A 25,266-nucleotide genomic window follows, 5' to 3' on the forward strand; every position below is an offset into this window, starting at 1 on the left:
TCCTGTTACGCGTGCCGGGCGAAAAACGCGCCCCATGCCGGAAGTTCTACGGTCGTCCCATTCCGTTCAGCCGAAAAGCCGTGACCATCCAAGACGTCCCACTCACCGTCCGGTAATTTTGCCGTTGCTGCGACTGCGGAGAGGTTGAAGAGGCAAAGCACGGTTTCGTTGCCAAGCGTGCGGGTATAGCTCGAGACAGTCGCATCCGCGTCCTGGAATTCGATCTTGCCCTTCGCAAAGGCAGGGTGTTGCTTGCGGAACGCCAAGAAGCGGCGATAGTGCTCCAGAACGGAGCCTTCGTTGCCCTGCTGCGCGCTGACTGCGCGCATCTTGTGTTCCGTTGGGATAGGAAGCCATGTCTTGTCGGAAGTGGAGAAGCCTGCCTGCGCGTGGCCGGCATCCCAGACCATTGGCGTGCGGCAGCCATCGCGGCCCTTGAATTCCGGCCAGAACTGAATGCCGTAGGGATCCTGCAGATCTTCGAAGGCGATGTCGGCTTCCGTCAGGCCAAGCTCTTCTCCCTCATAGATGCAGACAGAGCCGCGCTGCGTCATCAACAGAGCCGACAGCACCTTGGCAAAGGCATCCTTGTCCTCGACCGTCTCACCCCAGCGCGTGACATGGCGCACCACGTCGTGGTTGGAGAAAGCCCAGCAGGCCCAGCCTTCAGGTGCCGCTTGAGCAAAGGCTGCCTGGACTTCTGCAACGCGCGCCGGGGTCAGCGCATCCGGTGCCAGGAATTCGAACGCGTAGCACATCTGCATCTTGTCATCGCCCGACGTGTATTCGCCGACGATTTCAAGACCGCGTTGGCTGTCACCGACTTCGCCGACAGCGGCGATATCCTGGAACTCGTCCAGAACGGCGCGGAAGCGCTTGAGGAATTCCAGGTTTTCCGGGCGGTTCTTGTCGTAGATATGTTCCTGGAAATTATAAGGGTTCACGGCAGGCGCGGTGGAGGCATTACGGCGTTCCGGCGCAAGCGCCGGGTTGTCTCGCAGTTCCTTGTCGTGAAAGTAAAAGTTGATCGTATCGAGGCGGAAGCCATCGACGCCGCGCTTCAGCCAGAAGCGGGTGATGTTCAAGAGCTCTTCCTGTACCTGCGGATTATGCAGATTGAGGTCCGGCTGCGAGGTCAGGAAATTGTGCATGTAATATTGCATGCGGGTCGGGTCCCACTGCCAACCGGAACCACCGAAGATCGACAGCCAGTTGTTGGGCGGCGTGCCGTCCGGCTTGCCATCGCTCCAAACATACCAATCCGCCCGCGGATTGCTGCGGCTGGACCGGCTTTCCACGAACCAGGGATGCTGGTCGGAGGTGTGAGACAGAACCAGATCGATCATCACGCGGATACCAAGGCGATGTGCCTCAGTAATCAGGCCATCGAAATCCGCCAACGTGCCAAACATCGGATCAACATCGACGTAGTTCGAGACGTCGTAGCCGAAGTCCCGCATGGGCGAAGTGAAGAAGGGCGAGATCCAGATGGCATCCGCGCCGAGATTGGCAATGTGTTCCAGTCTGGAGGTGATGCCCTTCAGGTCTCCGATGCCATCGCCGTTGGAGTCCTGATAGGAGCGCGGATAAATCTGGTAGATCACAGCGCCGCGCCACCAATCCTTGTCGGGAGTGAGAGCGGAAGAAACGGTCGCGGTCATGGCATTGTCCTGTTGATTGAAAGCATTCATGGGTTCGATCAGCCTCCCTTGACGGAGCCAGCCAAGAGGCCGCGCACAAGGTAACGTTGGAGCGCAAAGAAGACGCAGAGCGGCACGATAATGGTGACGAAGGCCGACGCGGTAAGAATTTCCCAGTTGCCGCCACGCGAGCCGAGCAGCGCATTCAACGCACCAGTCAGCACCAGTTCATCCTTCTGTGTGCCGAGGAACACCATGGCGACGAGCAGGTCGTTCCAGGTCCAAAGGAACTGGAAGATGGCAAAGGAGGCGAGCGCCGGGAAGGACAGCGGCAAGACGATCTTGACGAAGATTTCAAAATCGCTGGCGCCATCGACGCGAGCGCTCTCGATGATTTCCTTCGGCAGACCGGAGATATAATTGCGCAGCAGATAGATGGCGAGCGGCAGACCGAAGGCTGTGTGTGCCAACCAGATGCCGGCATAGGTCTTGGACGGCACGCCAAAGACGTTGCCGATCCAGTTATAGAGCTGGAGCAGCGGAATGAGCGACATCTGCAACGGCACGACGATCAGACCGACCACAAGTGCAATCATCAACGAACGGCCACTGAAGCGCATCCAAGAGAGCGCGTAGGCGGCGAACGCTGCAATCAATATCGGAATGATGGTTGCGGGAATGGCGACTGTCAGAGAGTTGACGAAGGACTGGCCGATGCCTTCGGAGAGGAGCACGGTGCGATAATTGTCGAGCGTGAAGATCGGCGGCGTGGAAACGACGACATAGACGCGTTTTGCGCGCGATCCTTCGAAGCTGGCATTCTTGCTATATTGATAGCTGCCGTCCTCGTTGAGCTGGAGCGTCTCGCCATCACCGAGATCTGCAGACGTACCGGCCTTGAAGGCTGCCGGTTCCTGAACACGCACGCCGAAGGCGGAGACATGGCCGCTCTTGCCTTCACCAAAGACGTTCCCGGCAATAACGAAGCGATCGCCCTGCTGGGTCTGGGTCGATGGATCGCCAAGGCGCAGTGCCTGCGTCTGGTTGGAACTGGAGAAGGCCGTCCACCAGCCGGAGACGACGATCTGATCCTTGTCGCGCAGCGAGCTGACCAGAATGCCGAGCGTCGGCAAAAGCCAGAGCAGAACGATGAAGAGAACGCTTGCATGGACGATAAGACGGGGCAGGCCGATGCGGCGCAGACGGGTTGCGATGGTCATATCAGCGGCCCTCCATCTCGCGGTTTGCCTGGCGGATGTTCCAGATCATGATCGGCGTGACGGCTGCCATGATGACAAGCGCGATAACGGCACTTCGCCCGCTATCTCCACCGCCGCGGAACATCCAGTCGAACATGAGATTGGCAAGAACCATGGTGTTCCACTGACCGTTGGTCATGGTCAGAACAATATCGAAAACCTTGAGAACGAGGATGGTGATGGTGGTCCAGACGACGGCGATCGTTCCCCAGATCTGCGGTACCATGATCTTCCAGAAAATCTGCCAGCCATTGGCGCCATCGATGACGGCAGCCTCGATGGTCTCTTCAGGGATTCCACGAAGAGCCGCCGACAGGATGACCATGGCAAAACCGGTCTGGATCCAGATCAGGATGACCATCAGGAAGAAGTTGTTCCAGAAGGGCATGGAAATCCAAACCTGCGGATTTCCACCGAAGAATTCGACGAGGGCATTGAGAAGGCCGATCTGCGTTTGCCCCTCGCCGCGATACTCATAGATGAATTTCCAGATGACGGACGCGCCGACGAAGGAGATCGCCATCGGCATAAAAACGATGGACTTGGCGATGTTGCCCCACCAGATGCGGTCGGTCATGACGGCGATGACGAGGCCAAGGAAGGTGCAGGCGGCGGGCACAACGGCAAGCCAGAGAATGTTGTTGAAGATCGACTGGCGGAAACCGGCGTCGTAAAAAGCCCAGACGTAATTGGCGGAGCCGACGTAATTGGTGCCTGTGCGATCGTAAAAGGACAGGATGAAGGTCGCAACGACCGGGTAAACAAGATAGACGGCAAGCAGCAGCAGGGCCGGCCCGACGAAGAGCCAGGGACGAATCGCCGCGCGGCGGTTGAGATTGCGCGAAGCGTGAATGACATCGCCGTCCCGCACCGGAAAAATAAACTGCAACGCCTTGTCCGACAGCCAGTAATAGGCGGCGCAGGCAAAGACGCCGACAATAACGACACCCAGCGCGGATACGATTTGCGTGATCATCATTCCCTCCCCGATCTTGCGTGTATTCGGCCCGTGTGGTCCGCGCCGTTCTATCTGAACAGCCCGGCAGCAATGACTGCCGGGCTGGATCTGAGGATTACTTCAGGCCGTCCCAGGCCTTCTGAATGTCGTTGGCGACCTGTTCGGCAGACTTGCCACCGACGAAATCGACCATACCGGTCCAGAACGCGCCAGCGCCGATCTTGCCAGGCATGAGGTCGGAACCGTCGAAGCCAAAGGTAGTGGCCGTCGTCAGAATCTCGCCCTGACGCTTCACCTGATCATTGGCATAGGCGTCCTTGTTGACGCCCTTGAACGGTGTCAGGAAGCCGGACTGCGCCATCCACACTTCGTGGGCAATCGGCGTCTTCAGGAATTCGACGAGCGCGCGCGCAGCCTTGGAATCCTTGGTGATGGTAAAGAGCGTTCCAGCACCCAAAACCGGCTTGCCAAGATCTGCCTTGGAAGCGAAGGTCGGCATGTAGAAGAAGTCGACATCCGTTCCGACTTTCGTTCCCTCGGGGAAGAAGGATGGGATGAAGGAAGCCTGACGGTGCAGGTAGCACTTCGGTGGAATGTCGAAGAGGCCCTTCGGGCTGTCACGGAAGTCGGTGGAGGCAACAGCGGCAACACCGCCCGAAACATACTTATCGTTCTTGGCGAACTTGCCGAATTCCTCGATTGCGGCAACGACACGCGGATCGTTGAACTTCACCTCGTTCGTCGTCCACTTCTGGTAGACGTCGAGCGGCTGCGTGCGCAGCATGAAGTCTTCGACCCAATCGGTTGCCGGCCAGCCGGTCGCGCCACCAGAGCCGAGACCGATGCACCATGGCGTGCCGCCATCGGCCACGATCTGGTCGCTGAGCTTGACGAGATCTTCCATGGTTTCCGGCACCTTGTAACCGGCTTCCTCGAAGTTCTCAGGAACGTACCAGACCAGCGACTTGACGTCGGCCTTGAACGGGAAGGCGAAATAGGCCTTGTTGCCGTCCTTGTTCTTGTACATGCCAAGATCGACCCAGGACTGGCCCGCGCCGTAATTTTCCTTCACCCAATTTGCCGTCTCGTCACCGAGCGGAGTGAGAAGTCCCTTGGCGGCGAGGTCAGCCAGAAGGCCAGGCTGCGGCAGGATCGCGACGTTTGGCGGCGAGCCGGCCTGCGTGTCGATGACGATCTGCTGCTCGTAATTTTCCGAAGACGAATAACGGACATTGACGCCGGTCGCATCGGCGAAATAGGCCAGCACGGACTGGAACAGGGCTTCGTCTTCGCCGCGCCACGGTCCGAAGATGGTCAGCGTTTCGCCCTTCAGGCTGGAATTGGCGGCCTTGAAGGCTTCGTAGCTCTTCCAGTTGAACTTGCTGTCTTCACCCGGCTTGAATTTGAGATCGGCGGCAAAGGATGCGCCCGACAGAAGCGTGGCTACGGCAACGGTCGTCAAAAATAATTTTTTCATGTGATCTACCTCCCATCACATTAATCGGCTTCGGCGTATCTTTTCAAAGCGCTTTGGCTGCCTATTCATCTCATTGAGAATTGCTCAGAGTCAAGAGGGTTGATGATCATCCCAAATTTGGTCCTCTTTTGCTGCGCGGAAGACTGTATTTGCGCTGCAGCAGAGTTTTTTGAATTGTCTAGCGCTTCAACACTTGCTAGCCTTCAAAGCGGTTTGGAGACGGTGGAGGAGCTGTCCCTTTCCAGAGTCCGCGGGCTTGAGCAGCAGAGGGAGGCTGGGCATGAATCTGAAACAACTATCGCAGTTGCTTGGCATCTCTCAGACGACGATCAGCCGCGCCCTGAACGGCTATCCCGAAGTCAATGCCGAGACGCGCCGAAAGATCATCGAGGCGGCGCGCCAGAACGGTTATCGACCCAACGCGGCAGCGCAGCGGCTGGCGACCGGCAAGGTCGGCTCCATCGGTCTCGTGATGCCCACGGGTGCAGAACATCAATCCGACGTTCACTTCGGGGAGTTCCTCAACGGGCTTGGGGAGGTCTCGGCGAGAAACGGGTTTCACCTCGTTATCATGCCGACCGATCCGCGTGACGAGGACGAAGCGTTGCAGGATCTCGCCGCCAATGGCACGGTGGACGGCATCTATCTCGCCTATATGAAAAAGAACGATCGTCGCATCGCGATGATGAAGAGCCTGTCGATCCCCTTCATGGTGCACGGCCGCTCCTGGGGAATCGAGCCGGACTATCCCTTTCTCGACGTCGACAATGAGGGCGCCTTTCATGACGCCGCATCGCTGCTGCTCCAACTCGGCCATGAAAATATCGCGCTGATCAATGGGCCGGAGGGTTACGACTTTACCTTCCGTCGCTACCGCGGTGTGGAAGCGGCATTGGCCGCTCAGGGCCATTCACTCGATCCTGACAAGGTCAGCCACAGCGTGATGACCGACGAGGCCGGGTTCCTGATGATGGAGCGGCTGCTCGACCAGCCGCAGCAGCCGACCGCCGTTCTCTGTGCCTCCACCGCACTTGCGCTCGGCGCCATCCGCTCGCTGAACCAGCGGGGCCTGCGCCCCGGGCGGGATATTTCCCTCATCGCCCATGACGACGTGCTGCCACTCTTGAAGCCGGTGAACTTTTCCGTGCCGCTGACAACGACACGGTCTTCGCTTCGAGCAGCAGGCACACGCGTTGCCGAACGGCTGATTGCCCAGATCAAGACCGGGCAAAACGAGCCGTTTCACGAGTTGTGGAAGGCGGAACTGGTGGTGCGCGCCTCGACCGGGCCCGCTCCTCGTTAGATCTACCCCCCCCGGCTGTCTTAGTGGCCTCAGTAATTTGATGCAAACTGCAGCTGACCGCCTCAGTTAAAACCCAAGCCCCTATGGCCGGCGATGCCCAACTTTACGTCGCAGCCTCGAGTGTCGGCATCACTGGCAAACCCTCCGCGCGCATATATTCCCGCGTTAGCACAACCGATACGTAAGTGACGCTCACGGCCTCCAACGTGCTTAGGCAGATAGCAATTAGCAAAGAGGGGAAATTAATCACTCCAGCGACGAAGATGCTCCCGGAATCACCGCGAGCGAACATCAATGCGGTGACGATAAAAGAGATTGCGGCCGGAATCGCCATCGCGATGAAAATTCTGGCGAAGGTCTTTGCGAAAGTGCGAGATCCACGTCTAAGCGCGTCACCAAAGCGAGTTGCAGATCCGTAAAGCCCAGCAGGTAGCCACGTGCCGATCAAAGCGTAGAGAACAGAAGACACGATCAACGAAAACAGAATACCGTAAATCAACACCAAACCGGTAAAATTGCCCTGATTGCTTCCGAAGTAGACCGCCGTCGCGATGGCTGAGACGGTGGCCAATAGAATAATGAGAATATTTTTACCGAAGAAACCAAGATCTTTTGACAGTGAATAATATTGTCGACCCTGATCTTTAAATCTTCGATTGTATAGCATGGATACCTGCGTCCATCGTGAAAGCAAAATCCAGATGAAACCCGTGGTCTGACTCGATGTGTGAGAAAAATGATCATCCAGAATAATTGCAGCAATGATGAGAGAAACTGTAACGACGTAAAATAGGAAATTCTTGCGGATGATTGCGAAGGTTTCTGAAATCATTGCGGCGTCCTTATAGAAACGGCATGCGTGGCCGATCTTCAGGTTACGCCGCGTCGGTGACAAACACAAACGACTGATGGAGCATGGCAAGCAAAATCTGCCGCCACTCTTCGGAGCTAAAACCATTCTTGCAGAACAGCATTCAGCACAAACCTATCCGGTCTTGTGTCCGAATGTTTTTATATTTTCGGTTTTGAACTCAGAACGTCGGTGCGTCTTTGCCGAGCGCTCTGTGCGCAGCAATCACCGTGTTGGCCATCAGCATGGCAATCGTCATCGGACCAACGCCGCCGGGGACAGGCGTGATGGCCGCGGCGACCGCACTTGCCTCTTCGAACGCCACATCGCCGACGAGCCTCGACTTGCCCTCGCCCTTTTCGGGTGCGGGAATGCGGTTGATGCCGACATCGATGACGGTCGCGCCGGACTTGACCCAACCGGCCTTCACCATTTGCGCGCGTCCGACGGCGGCAACCAGAATGTCGGCGGACTTGCAGACGGAGGCCAGATCCTTAGTGCGCGAATGCGCCATCGTCACCGTTGCGTTGGCGTTGAGCAGCAATTGACCCATCGGCTTGCCGAACAGGTTGGAACGACCGATCACCACGGCGTTCAGGCCGGACAGATCATCGCCATGGATGCTGCGAACCAGAAGCATGGCACCGGCCGGGGTGCAGGAGAGCAGGCCTGTCTTCAGATCGCCGACAGCGAGCTTTCCGGCATTCAAGACGCTGAGACCATCGACATCCTTTTCCGGCAGAATCGACTGGATGATCGGGTCGGAATCGAGGTGTTTTGGAAGCGGTAACTGAACGAGAATACCGTGGATCAATGCGTCGGCATTCAGCGTTGCGACCAAGGCAGCAAGCTCCTGCTGTGTCGTTTCTTCCGGCAGCGTATGCTGTACCGAGTTGAAACCGCACTGCTTTGCCGTCTTGCTCTTGGAGTTCACGTAGGCGTGGCTTGCAGGGTCGTCACCGACGATAACCACAGCCAGACCGGGCTTTTTGCCGGTTTCACGCTCCAGCCGCTCCGCCGCGTCTTTCACAGCATCCGTCACCGATGCCGCTTTGGCCTTGCCGTCGATCACAACCACCATATGACTGCCTCCTGAGAACATCACGGCGGGACTCGGCTCGCCCGCGAACCCTGCCTAGAGCGAAACCCTAATGCTGCGCGACGCTATAGATTGCAAGGAGAAATCAGTGGATCAGGCGCGACGCCGCATGTCGTCTTCGGCAAAGCCGTTCACTCTTTGCCTCAGCGCGGCGATTTCCCGCTGCAGGGCACGCACCTCTTCCGTCTCGGCCCCTATATGCGCAGCCTTGCCTTCCAAGGCTGCGGCAAGCAAAGGCGGCAGCCAGGATCCATCGCCCTGCTCCACCTTTTTCTCCATCCGAACGCGGTTGGCCATAAGAACCTGGCGTACACGCTCATCGAGCGGAATATCGTTGGCTGGCTCGTCGTGGAGCCCGTAATCGGGCTCTTCGTCCGGCTCAAGATCATAGGCCCGGTCGTCAGAGTGAAGCTCGATGTCATCTGCGACGATATCATGGAAAATATCGGGTTCGATCTGGAAGTGCTGATCGCGAGCAGTTTCGGCGTTTGCCGAGGCGTCGTCGATGATCACGGTGTTGGAAACGTCCTCCTGCGGGGCGATCTCATGTTGCTCTTCTGTCTTGGAAAGACGGAAACTCATCAGGAAAAGTGCCAGCAGCATGCCCGACAGCGCGCCGCCAGCGGCCATGACGCCGTTCATGATGCCGGAGCTCTGATCCCGGAGTACACCGGGCGACGCCGGTTTAGCAATTACGGAAGAGATGGTGGGGGCAGCAAACGGACCGGCCTTCTGGCTGGCGACCAGATAATCGCGCCTGGCGCTGTCCAGAGCCTTCTCCAGCTTTGCGAGTTCAGCGGGTGCGCCACCCATGGTGCGCAACTCATCCTCGATAGCGGTTTTCTGGCGCGTCTCAGCATTGAGGCTGGCAGAAACCTCCTTCAATTCGCCTTTGACGCTTTCCAGAGCGCGGCGCAATGCGGGCATCGCGGCAGACCGAGCGGCATCGACCGCGCCTTGCGCTGCAATGGTGCGGGGGTGCTTAGGACCGTGATCGACATTGACGTCGTCAAGCGCAAGTTTCGCCGTCGTGTAGTTGTCCCTTACCGAAGCGAGGGCATCGAAAGGAGCAAGTGGCGGCAGCGCCTTTGTCAGCACATCGTCCGTCTTCATAGACGAAACTTTCGTGACGGCCTGCGCGAGATCATGCTCCTTCTGCCCGAGAGCCGCGATCGTCGCATCGGCTTCGTGAAGCGACTGCTGCAGGTTCTGAATACGGGAAACGATGTCGTTGCCGTTGCGCATCTGAAACCCCGTCAACGCGCCTTCGGCGGTATCGAGTGCGGCACGCGCCTTTTCAACCGCCTGCAATTCCGGGCTCGCCTGTTCGCCGCCGGTGGTCTTGGCCACCTGGCCTGCGAGGTAATCGACAATGCGCGTTGCAGCCTGGGACGTTGCAGCCATGGCGTCGATGTCAATACTGCTCTTCGAAGACGCGGTGATTTTCACCGAACTGCGCAACGCCTCTTCAATGGCGTTCACTGGAATTTGCTGCTGCGCATCCCCCAGAAGAAGCTTCGCAAGCATCGCGATCCTCCCCTCTTCAGCAACACCCATCACATCGCCCGGCTTTAGCTTCAAGTCCGAAATGGCGAGTGTGAGCGAAAGCGGGGATAGAATGCTCTGCTGCACGGAGGCGGCAAGGCGGTCGGTATCGATCGAACCTGCGCCAGGAGCGGAGACCTTTACCACAGCATGAGAGACATATGCTGCGGGTGAAGCGGGAACGAGTAGCGATGGCAAGACGGCGCCTGTGGCAGCCAGGGTCAGAACGAAGCACGACGAAAGGGCGGCACGGCGCCACCTGCCTGTCTTTGGCTGCCCGGAGACCGAACCGACACGTCTTTTCAAGTGCAAAACCATCGCAAACCCGCAGGGCTGTGGGACCGTTCATCTGACGGAACTATCAATGAAACCTAAACGGCCATGGCAAACAAATGGTTAATGATCGGCTAAAACCTGACGATGCCGCTTCCCGCCGATAGCATCGTCGTCCTCCGTAAGTCCCGCGCAAGATTGTGTCTCTAGACCAATGGCAGGTTAAACACGGAGAATTGTCATGCAGCCGATTCAGCTGTTTGCGCTGGCTTCCCGGCAAGCCGAGTGGCTTTCAATCCGTCAGGAAGTCGTCGCTACCAACATTGCCAATGCCAACACGCCGCAGTATCGCGCAAAGGAAGTCGCGCCTTTCGAATCCGAACTGAAGTCGGTCGGAATGCAGATGGCCCGCACCAACCCCGCCCATATGGAGCTGGCTGTTACGGGTGCAGGCAAGATCGGCCTAAAGGACGCGCCGCTCGCCAGTGAAATCGGCGTCCAGGAATCGGGAAATACCGTTTCGCTGTCGACGGAAATGGCCAAGACGGGCGAGATCAAGCGGCAGTTCGAGCTGAACACCCAGCTCGTGCGCTCCTTCCACACCATGATGATGACTGCGGTGGGCAAGTAAGATGGACTCTTTATCCTCGTCGTTGAAAATTGCAGGAAGCGGCATGGACGTGCAGGCCACGCGCCTACGCATCGTTTCTGAAAACATTGCCAACTCGCGAACGACGGGCGACACGCCCGGTGCCGACCCCTATCGCCGCAAGACGATCACGTTCGCCAACGAGCTGGATCGCACAACCGGAACCAATCTCGTTCAGGTCAAGAAGCTCGGCTTCGACAAATCCAACTTCACCGAGGAATACGACCCGGACAGCCCAGCTGCGGACAACAAGGGCATGGTGAAGCTGCCGAACGTCAACATGCTGATCGAAATGGCCGATCTTCGCGAAGCAAACCGCGGCTATGAAGCCAATCTCCAGGTCATCAAGCAGGCCCGCGATCTGATTACCTCAACCATAGACCTATTGAAGGCTACGTGATGATCGACTCCATCAACAACGTAAAATCGCTGACCAGCAACTCCGCCATGGACAGCCTCAAGGGTGTGGCGAGCGGACTGACCTCCTTCGCTGGCGCAGCCGTATCCACAGCCGCTACCGCGACTGTCGGCCCGACTTTCGCCAGCGTGTTGGGCGGTGTCGCACAGGACGCGATGGACTCGTTGAAGACCAGCGAAGCTATGTCTTTTGCCGGCCTACAGGGCAAGGCCAGCACGCGCGAGGTCGTCGATGCCGTGATGCAGGCGGACCAGACCCTCAAGACGGCCGTAGCACTGCGAGACAGGCTCGTTTCGGCTTATCTCGATGTCGTTAAAATGCAGATTTGACCCGTGAGGACCTAAGAAATGAGAGCTTTAGCAATCGCAGCGACGGGCATGGATGCCCAGCAGACGAACCTTGAGGTCATCGCGAACAACATCGCGAACATCAACACCACCGGCTTCAAGCGCGGCCGTGCCGAATTTACCGACCTGCTGTACCAAACGGAACGTGCGCAGGGCGTGATGAACCGCGCAAACCAGGCGATGGTGCCGGAAGGCGCGAATATCGGTCTCGGCGTCCAGACATCGGCTGTCCGCAAGCTTCACATCCAGGGCCCTGTTTCCCAAACCGGTAACGACCTCGACGTCGCTATCATCGGCAAGGGCTGGTTCCGCGTGCAGGGTCCCGACAATGCCACGCTATACACCCGTGCTGGCGCCTTCAACATGGACTCCACCGGACGTCTGGTGACGACGGACGGATATCCGGTATTGCCGGCGATCACCATTCCGACGGACGCGACCGAAACCAAGATCAGTGCGGACGGCATCGTTTCGGTTCGTATCGGCACGGCCACACAGATGACGGAAGTCGGCCAGCTGAGCATGAGCAACTTCGCCAACGAAGCTGGCCTGCGCCCGCTTGGCGACAACCTCTTTGCGCAGACGGACGCCTCAGGTGCAGCTGTCGATGCCACCCCTCAGTCGGTCGGCTTCGGCTACGTGAAGCAGAACTACCTCGAAGGCTCCAACGTCGATTCCGTCAAGGAAATCACTGACATGATTTCCGCCCAGCGCGCTTATGAAATGAACTCAAAGGTGATCACCACCGCCGATCAGATGGCTCAGATCGTCAGCCAGAACCTGAAGTAACGAGAAGGTAGGGTAACATGAAGTTCCGCCCGAAAATCATGCCTGTTCAAGGTCGCAAAGCAGTTTTCGTGACGGCATTGGCTCTGTCGATGTCCGCACCGGGGCTTGCAATGTCGCAGCAGAAATTCGCTGTCGTCCCCACAGCCACGATTTTTTCTGGCGAAGTCATTACCCACGGCCTGGTGACGGAGGTTCCCGTCACCAATCCCAACATCGCGCCGGGCTACTCGGAATCGGTCAAGGACGTCGTCGGAAAAGTGTCCAAGAGGACGCTTGTCGCGGGACGCACCATTCCGCTTGGCGACCTGCGCGATCCTTATGCGGTGGAACGAGGCGCAACGGTCCGCATCACCTACAGCAAGAACGGCATGAACCTGTCAGCATCCGGCGTTGCCATCGAAGATGCAATGGCGGGCGATGTGGTGCGTGTCCGAAACAAGGACACCGGCGTGACGATCAACGGCACGGCAATGCGCGACGGAACCGTGGAGGTCCTCCAGCAATGAGTTTTCGTCAAGGTTTTCTCGTCGCGGCAATTGCGACCATGACTTTCCTTGCGGCTGCATCCGAGGGCGTAGCCCAGACGGTGGCGCGGGTGAAGGATATAGCATCCTTGCAGGCCGGGCGTGAAAACCAGTTGATCGGCTATGGTCTTGTCGTCGGCCTTCAGGGGTCCGGCGACAGCATGCGTTCCTCGCCCTTCACCGAACAGTCCATGCGCGCCATGCTGCAAAATCTCGGCATTTCGATGCAGGGCAACCAGACCACCTCCAAGAATGTCGCAGCTGTCATGGTCACGGCCAATCTGCCGCCCTTTGCCAGCCCCGGCAGCAGGCTGGATGTCAGCGTCAGTTCTCTTGGCGATGCTTCGTCCCTGCGTGGCGGCACTCTGATCATGACCTCCATGTCCGGTGCCGACGGCCAGATCTACGCTGTCGCGCAAGGCTCAGTGATCGTGTCCGGTTTCAACGCCGAAGGGCAGGCAGCGCAGCTCACACAGGGCGTCACGACCGCAGGTCGCGTCCCAAGTGGCGCGATTATCGAACGCGAGTTGCCGTCGCAATTCAAGGATTCCGTCAATCTCGTACTGCAATTGAGGAACCCGGATTTTTCGACGTCCATCCGCGTTGCCGACACCATCAACTCCTATGCCCGTACATCCTTCGGCGAGCCGATCGCAGAAGCGCGCGATTCACAGGTCGTCTATATCCAGAAGCCACGAACGGCGGATCTGACGCGTCTGATGGCAAGCATCGAAAACCTCGCAGTCGAGACCGATACGCCGGCCAAGGTCGTCATCAACGAGCGCACGGGAACCATCATCATAGGCGCGGACGTTCGCGTTTCGAAGGTGGCGGTGAGCTACGGTACTCTGACCGTCCAAGTGACTGAATCACCACAGGTTATTCAACCCGCCCCCTTCTCACGCGGTCAGACAGCCGTGCAGCCGCAGACGGATATCCAGGCCGACAAAAGCGGCGGCCCCGTCGCCATTCTCGAAGGTCCGAGCCTTCGGTCGCTGGTGGCCGGTTTGAACAATATGGGCGTCAAGCCGGACGGCATCATCGCCATTCTTCAAGGCATCAAGTCCGCAGGCGCGCTTCAGGCAGAGTTGGTATTGCAATGACGGTTACCGCTTCCAAGATATTCACGCCGAAGCGCGTTCTTCTCGCCCTTTTCGTTGTTGCAGGCGCGCTGCCTTCGGCACGAGCCCAGGAGCAGGTGCGTGTCACCACGGGCGAAACCAGCGGGCAGGAAATTCAGCAATACTGCACCAACATTATCGATCAGGCGCGCGACCAGCGTTATCTGATGCAAAAGCAGGATCTTGAGAAGCTCCAGCAGGATATCGATGCGCGCGTTGCCACCCTTGAGGCACGCAAGGCCGAATATGAGGATTGGCTGAAGCGCCGCAACGATTTCCTCCAGCAGGCAGAAGCCAATCTCGTCAATGTCTACAAGACGATGAAGCCGGATGCAGCTGCACCTCAGCTGCAAGAACTGAACCCCGGTATTGCCGCTGCCATCATCATGAAACTGCCGGCACGCCAGTCCGGGCTGATTCTCAGCGAAATGGACGCGAAGAAAGCGGCGACTGTCGCTTCGATCATGGCCAGTGCGACCGATAAAAACACATCAAGAGATCCGTCATGAAAAAAGCGCTCATCCTCGCCCTTTCAGCCGCGAGCATCCTGACCGGATGCGAGAGCGTCACGAAGAACCAGACACTGAGAGAAATCGGCAATGCGCCGGCCATGAGCCCGATTGGGAGCGGCCTGCAGTTCAGTCAGGCCCCCCAATTGTCGGCTTATCCGAAACAGCCGCTGCATGCGGCCAGCGGCTATTCTCTTTGGAGCGACAGCAAGGCGGCGCTCTTCAAGGACTCGCGAGCGCTCAATATCGGCGACATCCTGACCGTCAACATTCAGATCAACGACAAGGCGTCATTCGATAACCAGACTGACCGCAGCCGGAAGAATAATAGAAAAACCGGCTGGAAGGCAGACGCGGAGATCCTCGGCTGGAAGCCACAAGCGGACTCGTCTCTAAGCTTCGACAACGACAGCGAAGCCAACGGCAAGGGCTCGATAAACCGCGCAGAAAAGCTGACGCTTCTCGTGGCGGCGGTCGTGACAGGCATTCTGGAAAACGGCAACCTGCTAATAAGCGGTTCGCAGGAAGTGCGCGTCAATCACGAGATCCGCATCCTCAACGTCGCAGGCATCGTCAGACCGCAGGACGTCAATTCGGAAAACACCGTGTCCTACGAAAAGATCGCCGAAGCACGCATCTCCTACGGCGGCCGCGGCAGGCTGATGGAAGTTCAGCAGCCGCCGGTCGGACAGCAGGTCGTCGACCTCTTCTCGCCGATCTGACGATCGCGCGAAATCTCGTACTACAGGGCAGTTAGGGCGCGGCTCGGCCAGCTGCAAATCATAGACAGGCAACAGACCCATGACCGACCAGTTGGCACTTGAAGGACCGGCACCCAAGAAAAGCTCGCCTATTCCGGTTATTGGCGCGGTCGCGGTTCTGTCTCTTCTCGGGCTGGGCGGCGGCTGGTTCGTCGGCAAGATGCTTTTCGTGCCGGCTCCACCTGCCTCGACGGCAACTGCGGTCCCGGCACCCGCGCCTGAGGCGCCCGCAGAGACTGCCGCAGCCGGAGGGCATGAGGCACCGAAGGCAGAGGCGCATGGAGAAGCACCCAAGGGTGAGGGACATGGCGCAGCGGCAGGTCCAAGCCTGGTAAACCTCGATCCCATCATCACCAACCTAGGATATCCGGCGGAAAACTGGGTGAGGCTCGAACTTGCCCTGCAATTCAACGGCCCGTCCGATCCCGCACTGGTGCAGGAACTGCACCAGGAACTCATGGCCTATGTCAGAACAGTGCCCCTCCAGCAAATTCAGGGCCCACGCGGCTTCCAATATCTTAGGGATGACCTGACAGAGATTGTTGACCTCAGATCGAAAGGGCGCGTATCCAAGGTTTTATTCAAAACCTTCGTGATAGAATGATTCGCACCCTCATCTGCCTGATTGCTTTCGCCCTGGTCCCAGGGATTGCTTTTGCGCAGCAGTCACCGGCTGATTTGTTAAATCTGCCTGTCGACGGCTCTGCTGCGGCATGGATCATTCGTACCTTCGGATTGCTGACGATCCTTTCGATCGCGCCCGGCATCCTGATCATGGTCACAAGCTTCCCCCGGTTCATCATCGCCTTTTCCATTCTGCGCTCGGGCATGGGGCTTGGAACGACGCCATCCAACATGATCCTGACGAGCATGGCGATGTTCATGACCTTCTACGTCATGGCGCCGACCTTCGAGCGCTCGTGGAACGATGGAATCCAGCCGATGATGCAGAACCAGATCACGGAAGCGCAGGCGATCGAGAGGGCGGCAGAACCTTTCCGCACCTTTATGCTGGCCAACACGCGACCGAAGGATCTGGCTCTTTTCGTCGATTTGGCAAGCGAGCGCGGCCAGGAAACGATGAATGGTACGCAGCCGCAATACCGCATTCTCGTCCCGGCCTTCATGCTGTCCGAGATCCGGCGCGGCTTTGAAATCGGCTTTCTGGTGATCCTGCCGTTCCTCGTCATCGACATGGTGGTCGCGACCATCACCATGGCCATGGGCATGATGATGCTGCCGCCGACATCCATCTCGCTCCCGTTCAAAATCCTGTTCTTCGTGCTGATCGATGGCTGGAATCTGCTCGTCGGCTCACTGGTAAGATCGTTTTACTGAAGCTTTTTCGCCCCAGTGGAACAGGCGCGTAGCGCCGAGCTTGCCGACACTTTGACGGCCTTTCGCGTAATAGACTGCGAAAACGACGCTTCCCGCGACAGAGCATCCTGGCATGGTCGCTTTTTGAAGTAATTCCGACATCCGGACCGATGTTGTCGCGTGGGAAACTTGCAACTGGAATCGTCGGTCCGGACATTCCCCCCCGTGTCTTTACGGGGTGATGCGGTCAGTGTGATGGGCTGGCCGCTGCCGGTTTCGGCGGCTCTGGATCGGTATTGATCACGATCTTCTGCGGCTTGCGCGTCGGGTCCTTGGAATCGATGATTTCCTTGGAGATGAAGTCCATCTGCTGGATCAGCACGTCCTGAACGAGCGGCTTTTCCATCCGCGCGTTGATGCCATCCTTGATCTTCGTTTTGAAGGCTGCCACATCGAACTTGCCCGCATCCTTCACGTCGAGGACCTTGTCGCCGATAAGAAGGCCGTAGAACTCGTCCGTCATGTAAGCCGGCATCGGAACGTTGATCTGTTTCATCATGACGGAATCGACCAGTAGCGTGGAGCGCACCAGAAAATAACCGGACACTTTGCCGCCGTTGACCACCGGCAGCGTCAGCAGATCGCCCTGAACATACTGCGGAGGCGGCGGCGCATCGGCCTTATGATCCTCAGCCGGCGGTTGGCCGAACTTGGCAGCAGCAAAGACCCCGCCAAGGGTCAGGATAAGAACCCAGACCCCCGTGGCAATCAGCTTAATCATTGCGCCTCACGAGCGAATTGTTGCAGCGAGTAGGTGCCGTCATCCTCGGCCTTTTTCTGGGCGTCCTTGAGCAGATCGACGACTGCCTTGACAGCCTTGAGGCTGGCCTCGACCCGACGTGTATTGATGGCAAGCTTGGCCTTGATGTCCAGGATTTGCTGTCGATGAGCGTCGGCGATCTTTGGCCCGTCGACATCGCGGATCAGCATGGTCAATTCATACAGGCAGCGGCTCTTATGGGCATTCGACAGTTTGAAATCGAAATCAGGCTCTTTACCGATCCGGGCATTCTCGTTGTCGATGACCGTTTCGAGACGGCCAAGAACAGCCTGAATTCTGTAGTCGTTATTGACAATTTCCATCTTGCTTCAGCTCTCCGCCTTGCTCAGCTTTGGGTTTTCTTGGTGTCGGTGTCAGAGAAGATGCGGCGCTGAAACTCAGTGACCATGCTCATCGCGATCTTCTTGTCGTCCTCATTGCCGGCCGACACGGGGGCTGCGTTGCGCTGGTGCTGGAGCGCCTGCGAGTAGACTTGTTCGGCAATGCCGATGCCGCCCTTCTTGGACATTGCGTCTGCCATCTGCTCGGACATCATGCCTTTCCAGAAGTCGCCGGCCACGCCCTTGCCGTAGACTTCCTCGGTTTCGGACGGCATCATGTTCTGGATGAAAGTGTTGAGTACGCTTGCTTCGAACTTCCGGTAGGTTTCGGGGATTTTCTCATGATCGCTCGACGCATGAACCCGAGAGAGGCCCGCCTTGCTTTCCGGCGTTTCGAAGCTGTTGATGGCGGATGCAAAACCGGCATTGCTGGCTGTCAGCACCGAAGCTTCCTTCGTCGCACTAACCGCCCGCAGCTTTTCGCGCGCAGCGGAGACCTGCATAGGGTCGGCCGCATTGACCACATCAAGCACAAGATCGCTTGGAGGAGAAATCGCCACGTCGTCATCCTTTCACGTTTTGATCGGATGACGATAAACGCCTAACCTTGCTGGAGGCTGGACTTCAGGCTGATCTGCAGGTCGACAAGTTCGTAGATGCTGTTGTCGTCACGCTCCCTCGCCTCATCTTCGCGGGCGCTGTCGCGTTTGTCCTCCAGCTTCTCGCCTTTCTTGGTTTCCTTCAGCAGCTGACTTTCCTGAACCTGCTGAATGGCCTCCAGACGGACATCGCGGGCCATCAGACGACTGTGCCGCATCACATAATGTTTGAGCATATCCTGATGAAGCGGATCATAGGTGGTCAGATAGCCGGTGAGCTCCTCGATCCGTTCGGCAAGCTCGGTCCGCTCGCGGGTGGTGATGGCCAATTCGTTCTCGACCATCTTCTTCAGGTGCCCCTGAACCTTTACCAATCTGTCGAGCTTCTTCGATTTCGATAGATCCGCCATGTCACTCACATATTCGCAAAAACGAGGAAGAAACCGTTGACGAACTGGTTCACCACCGCGGCGATACCGAAGTAGAGAAGCAGCAAGCCGCCTGCCAGAACATAGGGCGTGGAGATGAAGTAGACCGGTATCTGTGGCGCTAGCTTGTTGATCAGACCAATCGCCACGTTGAACAGGAAGCCGTACAGGATGAAGGGGCTCGCAACCCGGATAGCAACGTTCATGGAGGCCGCGAGCGTATCGGTGAGGCTAATCAACATGCGCTGCGCCGTCACGGGTCCGCCAAGCGGGATAGAGGTATAGGACTCCACCAGCGCCTTGAAGATCACGTGGTGAAAATCGAGAATGAACAGCAGCAGCAAGACGCCGAAAGTCAGCATGCTGGCAAGCTGGCTTTCCGAGGTATCCTCCAGCACATCCTGCGCCGGTGGACCGGTAAACGCTATCGCCGTACCCATGACGGTTGCGGCAAACTGCATGCCAAGCAGATAGAGGTGGGCAATCAGTCCGAACATCGCTCCAACGAGTGTTTCAAAGACCATTGCCTTGAAGAAGGCGACGATATTGCCCTGCGTCACTGGATAGATCACATCCCACAGCAATGGCAGGAGCGCGAGCGACAGGGTCAAGGCAAGGAACAATCTGATCTGTACAGGAAGCCGGGCTGAAGAAAATCCAGGCATCGCCATAAGACAGGCGCCGATCCGGCAAAAGGCCAGGAACAGCGCCATGATGGTTCCTTGTGGATCCGAAATCATGAAATGGAGCCGAGTATCTTGATTTCCGTGCCCTTTGCCAGTTCGACATGCGACAACACGGGCAAGGTGCTGAAGAGTCGTTCCGTAATCATTCTCACATATGCGCGTGTTTCGGGCAGAGTGACAAGCACGAATGGCAGTCCGACATCCATATATTCACGGATTACTTTCGTCGCCTCGTTGCTGAACTCTTCGACCTGGCGCGGATCGATATCGAACTCGACGACATCGCCCTTCGGATCGCGTTTGAGCGCCTGCTGGAAGATCACGTCCCACTTCGTACCAAGACGCAAGACCCGCAAGACGCCATTGTCGGACAAGTCGCCGCAGATCTGCTGGGCCATGCGGATGCGCACGTGCTCGACGATCTGTTCGGTCTTGCGCAGGTGCGGTGCCAGTTCGGCGACGGCTTCGAGAATGAGATGCAGATTGCGGATGGACACCCGCTCGGCCAGAAGAAGTTTCAGAATGGCCTGCAGGCCTGAATAGGACATGTGAGATGAGCAGATCTCGTCGGCCAGCTTCTTGTATTCCGGATCGAGCCGGTCGATCAGCACCTTGACGTCCTTGTAGGACAGCAGCATCGGCAGGTTGTTGCGGATGACCTCGCTGACATGCGTCAACAGAGCCGAAATATTGTCGATCGGGTGGAAGCCTTCGCGTCTCAGATCGTCGACGAAATGCTCCAAAACCGAGACGGCTGGCATGCCGAAAGCGGGTTCTCTGACATCGTCTCCAGGAACCGAAGGACGCCGGCCCTTGCCGGTAATGACGAGCACTTCGCCAACGCGCAGCGTGTTGGCTGCGACCGTCGTTCCATGGATACGGATCTGGTAGGACTTGTCGGGAATGGCGATATCGTCGGTGACCTTGATTTCCGGCACGACGAAACCGTACTGCGCAGCGAACTTCTTGCGCATCTTGCCCACGCGGAAACCGAGTTCCTGATGCGCGCCAAGAAGTCGCGGCGACACCTGCTTGCCAAGTGCAAGCTCGATCTCCGTGGTGCGCAAGACGCTCTTGACCGTTTCGCTTTCTGCCTGGTTGGCGTCGGCCACCTTCTGGTCTTCTTCGGCCTGAGCGACGTCCTTATCGCGCTGCATCTGGCGAGGAATGAACCACGCGCCAAGCGCGAGGCCTGCACCGAGGGAAACGAAGGGCAGGAAGGGAAGACCCGGCACAAGAGAAAGAATGAACATCAGTCCGGAGGCAACGGACAGTGCCTTCGGATAACCGCTCAGCTGGTTGATGACGGCTGTATCGGTGGAGCCGAGGGTGCCGCCACGGGTGACGATAAGGCCAGCCGCCAGCGAAACGATCAGAGCAGGCACCTGAGTGACGATACCGTCACCAACGGAAAGCTTGACGAAGACGTCAGCCGCCTCGCCAACCGGCATACCGTGGCGGAAGACGCCGATGATGATGCCGCCACAGACGTTGATCATGGTGATGAGCAGACCGGCGATGGCGTCGCCGCGAACGAATTTCGACGCACCGTCCATCGCACCGTAGAAGGAGCTTTCCTCTTCCAGCTCACGACGGCGAAGCTGTGCTTCCTTCTCGTTGATGATACCGGCCGACAAATCCGCATCGATCGACATCTGCTTGCCGGGAATGGCGTCCAGGGTGAAGCGGGCGCCGACTTCTGCGATACGCGTGGCACCCTTGGTGATGACGATGAAGTTCACCACGATCAGGATAAGGAAGACAATCAGACCGATGACGAAGTCACCGGACATGACCAGGCTCGAAAAGCCTGCAATCACGCCACCTGCGGCGTCGTGGCCCTGGTGACCATGCGACAGGATCACACGCGTCGTCGCGATGTTGAGCGCCAGGCGGATCATGGTGGCGATCAGCAGGATCGTCGGGAATGAGGAGAAATCAAGCGGACGGTGTATCCACAGTGACACCATCAGGATCAGAACAGAAAAGGCGATGGAGAATGCCAGTCCCATATCGATCATGAAGGGTGGGATCGGCAGGAACAGAATGCACAAGATGGCAACGATGCCCGCTGCAAACCCAATGTCGCGTCCGCGCGGGGCGACTTTCGGAAGTGGCATTACGCTGGGCGGGGTAGCCATTTTAACTCCATCTCATCATGAGAACCGGCAGGCGATCCAAAACCTTCCCATCATGAAAAGGCTTGCCGACCTGTTGGACGCAGATCAACAACCGAGCAATAACGCCTCAAGCTTGCGCGAGAGTGGAGGCAGGCATCATAAAGGAACAGTGGCCAGAAGAGATCAAAAAGCCCGCATTTTCCGGGTTTTAAGGGCAAAAAAAGAATTTTTAGCTTTGGTCAACCGTCATCTTGTAATATGGTGGCGTGTAGTATTTGCGCCATGACCGCGTATCCGTAGACCATGAACGGTCTTCAACGAACTAAGGCTTGTCATGGTTGTGTCGACATATAACAGCTATCTCACCATTAACCGGGACATGAAGGCATCTCTGTCCAAGGTGGAGAGTCAGGCGTCCGTCAAGCGTGACACCGAATATTACGAAGCCAATATCGGCAAGGTAAAGACCGTCGACGATCTGCTTGGCGACTACCGGCTCTATTCCTATGCGATGAAGGCATACGGTCTCGAGGAGATGACCTATGGCAAGGCTTTCATGCGCAAAGTGCTGGAAAGCGATCTCAGCGACAGCAAGAGTTTTGCCAATACGCTGACCGACAAGCGCTATCTTCAGTTTGCCCAGGCCTTCAACTTCAAAGGCGACACCAAGGTAGCGCAAAACACCGCGCAGGCGGATAGCACGACCGAAGCTTACAAGGCTTCTTTCACTGCCGAAGAAACGAACATCAAGACAGAGTCGGCCTACTTCGCCTCGCGCATCGGTACTGTGACGAGCGTTGACGATCTAGTCAACAATACGCGGCTGCGCGCCTATGTGCTTGACGCCGTCGGGCTTGATTCAACCTACACATCGAAGGCGTATCTGAAGCAGGTCTTGACGAGCGATCTCAACGATCCCCAAAGCGTTGCCAACACGGCGTCGAACCCCGCCTGGAAGAAGCTCACGGGTCTGTTCAACTTCAATGCCGACGGAACCATAAACGGCCAGGCGCAGACAAGCGATCAGACGGAAGATCTAAAGCTCGACTACGTCGCCAGCATGTCGACCTATCCTTCCAAGACCTTGCTGGAAGCCAACCAACGGTACTGGGACAAGCATATTTCCCAGGTTCAAAGTGCGCAGGACCTGGTCAAGGACAGCCGTCTCGTCGCTTATGTCAAGACGGCCTTCGACCTCAACCCTGCCATTATGGCGAGCAGCGTTGCAAGCCTGATGTACAGCCAGAACTTTGCCACCACCTATGGCAACACCAAGTTGCTCTCTGCCTTCGAGTTTGAAAGCGATGGTTCTCTTGCCGCCGGCAGCACTCCCCAGACAGCGGCGCAGGCGAGCAGCCTGGCGACGCAATATGTGAAGGCGTTCACCAAGGACTCGGACAAGAAGATCGCCGACGCGGTGACCAACTACGAGAACCGCATCGCGAAAGTCACGAAAGTCGATGATTTCTTCGTTTCCAATGCGAAGGATGACGACAAGAACAACAATGCAGTGACCGAAATCTGGGATGTTGCACTGAGGGCGTTTGGCATCAATCCGGATGAAGTGTCGAAGTCCGAGCTCAAGAAAATTCTCTCAAGCGACGTCAACGACCGGAAAAGCTACGTCAACCGGCTGGGTGACGACCGATATGTGGAACTGGTCAAGGCTTTCAACTTCACCTCCACCGGCGAGGCGGAAGCGCCGCTGACGGCCCAGTCCGAGCGAATGGTCACCCAGGTGACCACCGACTACAAAGCGCTCAAGCTCAGAGGCTTGAGTGATGCTGCCAAAGAGACTGCCTCAAAGGCCGCCGATAAAGAGATTGCCTATTACACCTCGACTATTGCCAGCATCAAAACAGCAGACGATTTGCTCAAAGACACGCGCCTGACCAAGTTCGTCTTGGAAGCCAATGGGCTTGATCCGAAGGAGGTTTCGACCGCAGATCTTCGCAGGATGTTCAAGTCGGATCTCTCCGATCCGAAGAGCTTCGTCAACACGCAGAGCAGCAACAAATTCGCGGAAATCGTTGCCTCCTTCAACTTCAGCGACAAGGGGAAGCTGGACGAAAGCACGATGCAAGGCGTTCAGCAGCGCGGCGCCATTCTGGAAACGACCAACCAGTATCTTCAGCAGACATTGGAAGTTCAGCAGGGCCAACAGAATGACGGCGTTCGCCTCGCGCTCTACTTCAAGCGCAAGGCGCCAGAGGTTTCCAGCCCCTACGGTATTATCGGAGACACGGCACTCTTCGCGTTCTTCAAGACGACCTATAACCTGCCCTCCTCCATCGCCAACATGGATGTTGCCAAGCAGGCCGACCTCGTTAAAAAATATATCGATGTGAATAAGCTGAGCGACCCTGAATATGTCGACAAGCTGGTAAAGCGCTTCACCGCGCTTTATGACACGCAAAACAGCAGCACCCAGTCCCCGGCCCTGACCCTTATGGGACGATCGGCGACAATCAGTGCGGATACGCTGCTTGCCGTTGCCCAGTTGAGATCGGGTTAAAGCTGCGTAATTTCAGGGGAATTCTGTTTCCGAGCAGAAGCCCGGATCAATACTCGCTATCGGAATCGCTACGGCGGCGATTTTCAGCATGCTCTTCATCATCGGCAACAGGAATGGCGTAGGCGCCATTCAGCCAGCGCGCGAGATCGAGAGAGCGGCAGCGATCCGAGCAGAAGGGATAATCTTCCCGCGATGAGGGCTTTCCGCATTCAGGGCAAGGCTGCGCCTTTCTCAGCGGCGTGACTTTGGATTGGGACATGGCTTTCAGCCTTCCTGCCAGCCAGACGTCACCTCGAAGCCTTCACCGGCCAGAAGTGAGGCCGTTTCGTAGAGCGGCAGGCCAACCACATTGGTGTAGGAGCCGGTGAGTTTCTGAACGAAACAGCCAGCAATACCCTGTATCCCATAGGCTCCGGCCTTGCCGCGCCACTGGCCCGACGCGATATAGTTTTCAATTTCGGACTGCGACAAACGCTTGAAACGGACCTTGGTTTCGGCCACCTTCTGGCGAACCCTGCCACTGGGCGTGATCAGGCAGATTCCGGTATAGACCCAATGGCTTCTGCCGGAGAGAAGGTGCAAGGCTGCCGAGGCGTCTTCGATATATTCCGCCTTGCCGACAATCCTGCGTCCAACGGCGACGACCGTGTCCGACCCCAGAATATAGGCATCCCGCCAGGCCAGCTCGCCTTTGACCGCCTTGTAAGCGGCCTGCGCCTTCTGCAGCGACAAGCGCCTGCAGAGCGTGCGGGGATGTTCGAGACGCGCTGGGGTTTCGTCGATGTCCATCGGCATCAGCCGCGAAGGCTCAATACCAACCTGATGAAGAAGCTCAAGACGGCGTGGCGATCCGGAAGCCAGAATCAGCTTTTGTTTGGGGTCTGTCATGCTCTGCCAGCCGTCCGATCTGTCGGGCGA

The 25,266-nt window shown here is 57.4% G+C and carries 27 protein-coding genes; 12 read left to right on the forward strand and 15 right to left on the reverse strand.

All coding sequences use genetic code 11. The annotated features are described in order from the left end of the window. Positions 1-5: 5 nt before the first annotated feature. From bglA to ACQZ5M_RS05555, 4 genes are all read right to left on the reverse strand, one after another. Complete coding sequence (gene bglA / locus ACQZ5M_RS05540; RefSeq protein WP_296074912.1) at positions 6-1,661, reverse strand: beta-galactosidase BglA; 1,656 nt, start codon at positions 1,659-1,661, stop codon at positions 6-8. A 38-nt stretch (positions 1,662-1,699) separates the two neighbouring features. Then, positions 1,700-2,860 carry a carbohydrate ABC transporter permease gene (locus ACQZ5M_RS05545; RefSeq protein WP_296015689.1) on the reverse strand — a complete coding sequence of 387 codons (1,161 nt, stop codon included), beginning with the start codon at positions 2,858-2,860 and terminating at the stop codon, positions 1,700-1,702. A gap of 1 nt (position 2,861) precedes the next feature. Further along, a complete protein-coding gene (locus ACQZ5M_RS05550) occupies positions 2,862-3,875 on the reverse strand; it encodes a carbohydrate ABC transporter permease (protein ID WP_296039068.1) in 1,014 nt (337 codons plus the stop codon). A 97-nt stretch (positions 3,876-3,972) separates the two neighbouring features. Further along, positions 3,973-5,334 carry an ABC transporter substrate-binding protein gene (locus ACQZ5M_RS05555; RefSeq protein WP_296075852.1) on the reverse strand — a complete coding sequence of 454 codons (1,362 nt, stop codon included), beginning with the start codon at positions 5,332-5,334 and terminating at the stop codon, positions 3,973-3,975. Between the two features lie 274 nt (positions 5,335-5,608). Between ACQZ5M_RS05555 and ACQZ5M_RS05560 the strand changes: the two genes are divergently transcribed. Continuing rightward, positions 5,609-6,637, forward strand: a complete 1,029-nt coding sequence (locus ACQZ5M_RS05560) for a LacI family DNA-binding transcriptional regulator (RefSeq protein ID WP_296075856.1) — start codon at positions 5,609-5,611, stop codon at positions 6,635-6,637. Positions 6,638-6,740: 103 nt separating this feature from the next. On the opposite strand, the gene ACQZ5M_RS05565 is transcribed toward ACQZ5M_RS05560, so the two are convergent. From ACQZ5M_RS05565 to ACQZ5M_RS05575, 3 genes are all read right to left on the reverse strand, one after another. Next, positions 6,741-7,469 carry a hypothetical protein gene (locus ACQZ5M_RS05565; RefSeq protein WP_296075854.1) on the reverse strand — a complete coding sequence of 243 codons (729 nt, stop codon included), beginning with the start codon at positions 7,467-7,469 and terminating at the stop codon, positions 6,741-6,743. Positions 7,470-7,668: 199 nt separating this feature from the next. After that, positions 7,669-8,568 carry a bifunctional methylenetetrahydrofolate dehydrogenase/methenyltetrahydrofolate cyclohydrolase FolD gene (gene folD, locus ACQZ5M_RS05570; RefSeq protein WP_449079242.1) on the reverse strand — a complete coding sequence of 300 codons (900 nt, stop codon included), beginning with the start codon at positions 8,566-8,568 and terminating at the stop codon, positions 7,669-7,671. A gap of 111 nt (positions 8,569-8,679) precedes the next feature. Further along, a complete protein-coding gene (locus ACQZ5M_RS05575) occupies positions 8,680-10,437 on the reverse strand; it encodes a GumC domain-containing protein (protein WP_296074247.1) in 1,758 nt (585 codons plus the stop codon). Positions 10,438-10,645: 208 nt separating this feature from the next. On the opposite strand from ACQZ5M_RS05575, the gene flgB reads away from it, so the two are divergent. From flgB to fliP, 10 genes are all read left to right on the forward strand, one after another. Further along, complete coding sequence (flgB, locus tag ACQZ5M_RS05580) at positions 10,646-11,035, forward strand: flagellar basal body rod protein FlgB (protein ID WP_296018288.1); 390 nt, start codon at positions 10,646-10,648, stop codon at positions 11,033-11,035. A gap of 1 nt (position 11,036) precedes the next feature. Continuing rightward, a complete protein-coding gene (gene flgC, locus ACQZ5M_RS05585; protein WP_296018286.1) occupies positions 11,037-11,453 on the forward strand; it encodes a flagellar basal body rod protein FlgC in 417 nt (138 codons plus the stop codon). Next, a complete protein-coding gene (locus ACQZ5M_RS05590) occupies positions 11,453-11,800 on the forward strand; it encodes a flagellar hook-basal body complex protein FliE (protein ID WP_296018284.1) in 348 nt (115 codons plus the stop codon). The genes flgC and ACQZ5M_RS05590 overlap by 1 nt, the downstream gene beginning before the upstream one ends. An 18-nt stretch (positions 11,801-11,818) precedes the next feature. Continuing rightward, complete coding sequence (flgG, locus tag ACQZ5M_RS05595; protein WP_296018281.1) at positions 11,819-12,607, forward strand: flagellar basal-body rod protein FlgG; 789 nt, start codon at positions 11,819-11,821, stop codon at positions 12,605-12,607. A 17-nt stretch (positions 12,608-12,624) separates the two neighbouring features. Next, on the forward strand, positions 12,625-13,113 hold the full coding sequence (gene flgA, locus ACQZ5M_RS05600; RefSeq protein WP_296074245.1) for a flagellar basal body P-ring formation chaperone FlgA: 489 nt from the start codon (positions 12,625-12,627) through the stop codon (positions 13,111-13,113). 38 nt (positions 13,114-13,151) lie between these two features. Further along, entirely contained in the window at positions 13,152-14,234 is a 1,083-nt protein-coding gene (locus tag ACQZ5M_RS05605) for a flagellar basal body P-ring protein FlgI (protein WP_296039114.1), read from the forward strand. Continuing rightward, the gene (locus ACQZ5M_RS05610) at positions 14,231-14,761 is read left to right on the forward strand and encodes a MotE family protein (RefSeq protein ID WP_296018279.1); all 531 of its coding nucleotides are present in this window, start codon (positions 14,231-14,233) and stop codon (positions 14,759-14,761) included. Before ACQZ5M_RS05605 ends, ACQZ5M_RS05610 begins: the two co-directional genes overlap by 4 nt. Then, a complete protein-coding gene (flgH, locus tag ACQZ5M_RS05615; RefSeq protein ID WP_296018278.1) occupies positions 14,758-15,483 on the forward strand; it encodes a flagellar basal body L-ring protein FlgH in 726 nt (241 codons plus the stop codon). Before ACQZ5M_RS05610 ends, flgH begins: the two co-directional genes overlap by 4 nt. Positions 15,484-15,562: 79 nt before the next feature. Beyond that, on the forward strand, positions 15,563-16,126 hold the full coding sequence (locus tag ACQZ5M_RS05620) for a flagellar basal body-associated FliL family protein (protein ID WP_296018277.1): 564 nt from the start codon (positions 15,563-15,565) through the stop codon (positions 16,124-16,126). After that, positions 16,123-16,860, forward strand: coding sequence for a flagellar type III secretion system pore protein FliP (gene fliP / locus ACQZ5M_RS05625; protein WP_296018275.1), 738 nt, complete (start codon positions 16,123-16,125; stop codon positions 16,858-16,860). Before ACQZ5M_RS05620 ends, fliP begins: the two co-directional genes overlap by 4 nt. Positions 16,861-17,086: 226 nt before the next feature. Here the strand turns inward: fliP and ACQZ5M_RS05630 are convergent, their stop codons facing one another. The 6 genes from ACQZ5M_RS05630 to flhA are packed head-to-tail and all read right to left on the reverse strand — an operon-like array spanning position 17,087 to position 21,854. Next, positions 17,087-17,620, reverse strand: a complete 534-nt coding sequence (locus ACQZ5M_RS05630) for a hypothetical protein (protein ID WP_296018274.1) — start codon at positions 17,618-17,620, stop codon at positions 17,087-17,089. Then, positions 17,617-17,982, reverse strand: a complete 366-nt coding sequence (locus ACQZ5M_RS05635; protein ID WP_296018273.1) for a hypothetical protein — start codon at positions 17,980-17,982, stop codon at positions 17,617-17,619. The genes ACQZ5M_RS05630 and ACQZ5M_RS05635 overlap by 4 nt, the downstream gene beginning before the upstream one ends. A 23-nt stretch (positions 17,983-18,005) precedes the next feature. Beyond that, complete coding sequence (locus ACQZ5M_RS05640; RefSeq protein ID WP_296080780.1) at positions 18,006-18,560, reverse strand: rod-binding protein; 555 nt, start codon at positions 18,558-18,560, stop codon at positions 18,006-18,008. A gap of 41 nt (positions 18,561-18,601) precedes the next feature. Then, positions 18,602-19,009 carry a hypothetical protein gene (locus ACQZ5M_RS05645; RefSeq protein ID WP_296074239.1) on the reverse strand — a complete coding sequence of 136 codons (408 nt, stop codon included), beginning with the start codon at positions 19,007-19,009 and terminating at the stop codon, positions 18,602-18,604. 5 nt (positions 19,010-19,014) lie between these two features. Beyond that, positions 19,015-19,767, reverse strand: a complete 753-nt coding sequence (gene fliR, locus ACQZ5M_RS05650) for a flagellar biosynthetic protein FliR (RefSeq protein ID WP_296018269.1) — start codon at positions 19,765-19,767, stop codon at positions 19,015-19,017. Further along, positions 19,764-21,854, reverse strand: coding sequence for a flagellar biosynthesis protein FlhA (gene flhA / locus ACQZ5M_RS05655; protein ID WP_296018268.1), 2,091 nt, complete (start codon positions 21,852-21,854; stop codon positions 19,764-19,766). Before flhA ends, fliR begins: the two co-directional genes overlap by 4 nt. 313 nt (positions 21,855-22,167) lie before the next feature. Here flhA and ACQZ5M_RS05660 point away from each other — a divergent pair, with 313 nt between their 5' ends. Beyond that, complete coding sequence (locus ACQZ5M_RS05660) at positions 22,168-24,348, forward strand: DUF1217 domain-containing protein (protein ID WP_449079243.1); 2,181 nt, start codon at positions 22,168-22,170, stop codon at positions 24,346-24,348. 46 nt (positions 24,349-24,394) lie between these two features. Here the strand turns inward: ACQZ5M_RS05660 and yacG are convergent, their stop codons facing one another. After that, entirely contained in the window at positions 24,395-24,607 is a 213-nt protein-coding gene (gene yacG, locus ACQZ5M_RS05665; RefSeq protein ID WP_296018266.1) for a DNA gyrase inhibitor YacG, read from the reverse strand. Between the two features lie 5 nt (positions 24,608-24,612). Then, entirely contained in the window at positions 24,613-25,236 is a 624-nt protein-coding gene (locus ACQZ5M_RS05670) for a Maf-like protein (RefSeq protein WP_296101999.1), read from the reverse strand. Positions 25,237-25,266 lie beyond the last annotated feature (30 nt).

It is taken from the genome of Rhizobium sp. 22-785-1 (genome assembly GCF_053521965.1).

What these genes read in the sequence shown, in the direction of transcription:
- bglA (WP_296074912.1), bottom strand. Translation starts at nt 1,661, where the DNA reads ATGACCGCGACCGTTTCTTCCGCTCTCACTCCCGACAAGGATTGGTGG.
- ACQZ5M_RS05545 (WP_296015689.1), bottom strand. Translation starts at nt 2,860, where the DNA reads ATGACCATCGCAACCCGTCTGCGCCGCATCGGCCTGCCCCGTCTTATC.
- ACQZ5M_RS05550 (WP_296039068.1), bottom strand. Translation starts at nt 3,875, where the DNA reads ATGATCACGCAAATCGTATCCGCGCTGGGTGTCGTTATTGTCGGCGTC.
- ACQZ5M_RS05555 (WP_296075852.1), bottom strand. Translation starts at nt 5,334, where the DNA reads ATGAAAAAATTATTTTTGACGACCGTTGCCGTAGCCACGCTTCTGTCG.
- ACQZ5M_RS05565 (WP_296075854.1), bottom strand. Translation starts at nt 7,469, where the DNA reads ATGATTTCAGAAACCTTCGCAATCATCCGCAAGAATTTCCTATTTTAC.
- folD (WP_449079242.1), bottom strand. Translation starts at nt 8,568, where the DNA reads ATGGTGGTTGTGATCGACGGCAAGGCCAAAGCGGCATCGGTGACGGAT.
- flgB (WP_296018288.1), top strand. Translation starts at nt 10,646, where the DNA reads ATGCAGCCGATTCAGCTGTTTGCGCTGGCTTCCCGGCAAGCCGAGTGG.
- flgC (WP_296018286.1), top strand. Translation starts at nt 11,037, where the DNA reads ATGGACTCTTTATCCTCGTCGTTGAAAATTGCAGGAAGCGGCATGGAC.
- ACQZ5M_RS05590 (WP_296018284.1), top strand. Translation starts at nt 11,453, where the DNA reads ATGATCGACTCCATCAACAACGTAAAATCGCTGACCAGCAACTCCGCC.
- flgG (WP_296018281.1), top strand. Translation starts at nt 11,819, where the DNA reads ATGAGAGCTTTAGCAATCGCAGCGACGGGCATGGATGCCCAGCAGACG.
- flgA (WP_296074245.1), top strand. Translation starts at nt 12,625, where the DNA reads ATGAAGTTCCGCCCGAAAATCATGCCTGTTCAAGGTCGCAAAGCAGTT.
- ACQZ5M_RS05605 (WP_296039114.1), top strand. Translation starts at nt 13,152, where the DNA reads ATGACTTTCCTTGCGGCTGCATCCGAGGGCGTAGCCCAGACGGTGGCG.
- ACQZ5M_RS05610 (WP_296018279.1), top strand. Translation starts at nt 14,231, where the DNA reads ATGACGGTTACCGCTTCCAAGATATTCACGCCGAAGCGCGTTCTTCTC.
- flgH (WP_296018278.1), top strand. Translation starts at nt 14,758, where the DNA reads ATGAAAAAAGCGCTCATCCTCGCCCTTTCAGCCGCGAGCATCCTGACC.
- ACQZ5M_RS05620 (WP_296018277.1), top strand. Translation starts at nt 15,563, where the DNA reads ATGACCGACCAGTTGGCACTTGAAGGACCGGCACCCAAGAAAAGCTCG.
- fliP (WP_296018275.1), top strand. Translation starts at nt 16,123, where the DNA reads ATGATTCGCACCCTCATCTGCCTGATTGCTTTCGCCCTGGTCCCAGGG.
- ACQZ5M_RS05630 (WP_296018274.1), bottom strand. Translation starts at nt 17,620, where the DNA reads ATGATTAAGCTGATTGCCACGGGGGTCTGGGTTCTTATCCTGACCCTT.
- ACQZ5M_RS05635 (WP_296018273.1), bottom strand. Translation starts at nt 17,982, where the DNA reads ATGGAAATTGTCAATAACGACTACAGAATTCAGGCTGTTCTTGGCCGT.
- ACQZ5M_RS05645 (WP_296074239.1), bottom strand. Translation starts at nt 19,009, where the DNA reads ATGGCGGATCTATCGAAATCGAAGAAGCTCGACAGATTGGTAAAGGTT.
- fliR (WP_296018269.1), bottom strand. Translation starts at nt 19,767, where the DNA reads ATGATTTCGGATCCACAAGGAACCATCATGGCGCTGTTCCTGGCCTTT.
- flhA (WP_296018268.1), bottom strand. Translation starts at nt 21,854, where the DNA reads ATGGCTACCCCGCCCAGCGTAATGCCACTTCCGAAAGTCGCCCCGCGC.
- ACQZ5M_RS05660 (WP_449079243.1), top strand. Translation starts at nt 22,168, where the DNA reads ATGGTTGTGTCGACATATAACAGCTATCTCACCATTAACCGGGACATG.
- yacG (WP_296018266.1), bottom strand. Translation starts at nt 24,607, where the DNA reads ATGTCCCAATCCAAAGTCACGCCGCTGAGAAAGGCGCAGCCTTGCCCT.
- ACQZ5M_RS05670 (WP_296101999.1), bottom strand. Translation starts at nt 25,236, where the DNA reads ATGACAGACCCCAAACAAAAGCTGATTCTGGCTTCCGGATCGCCACGC.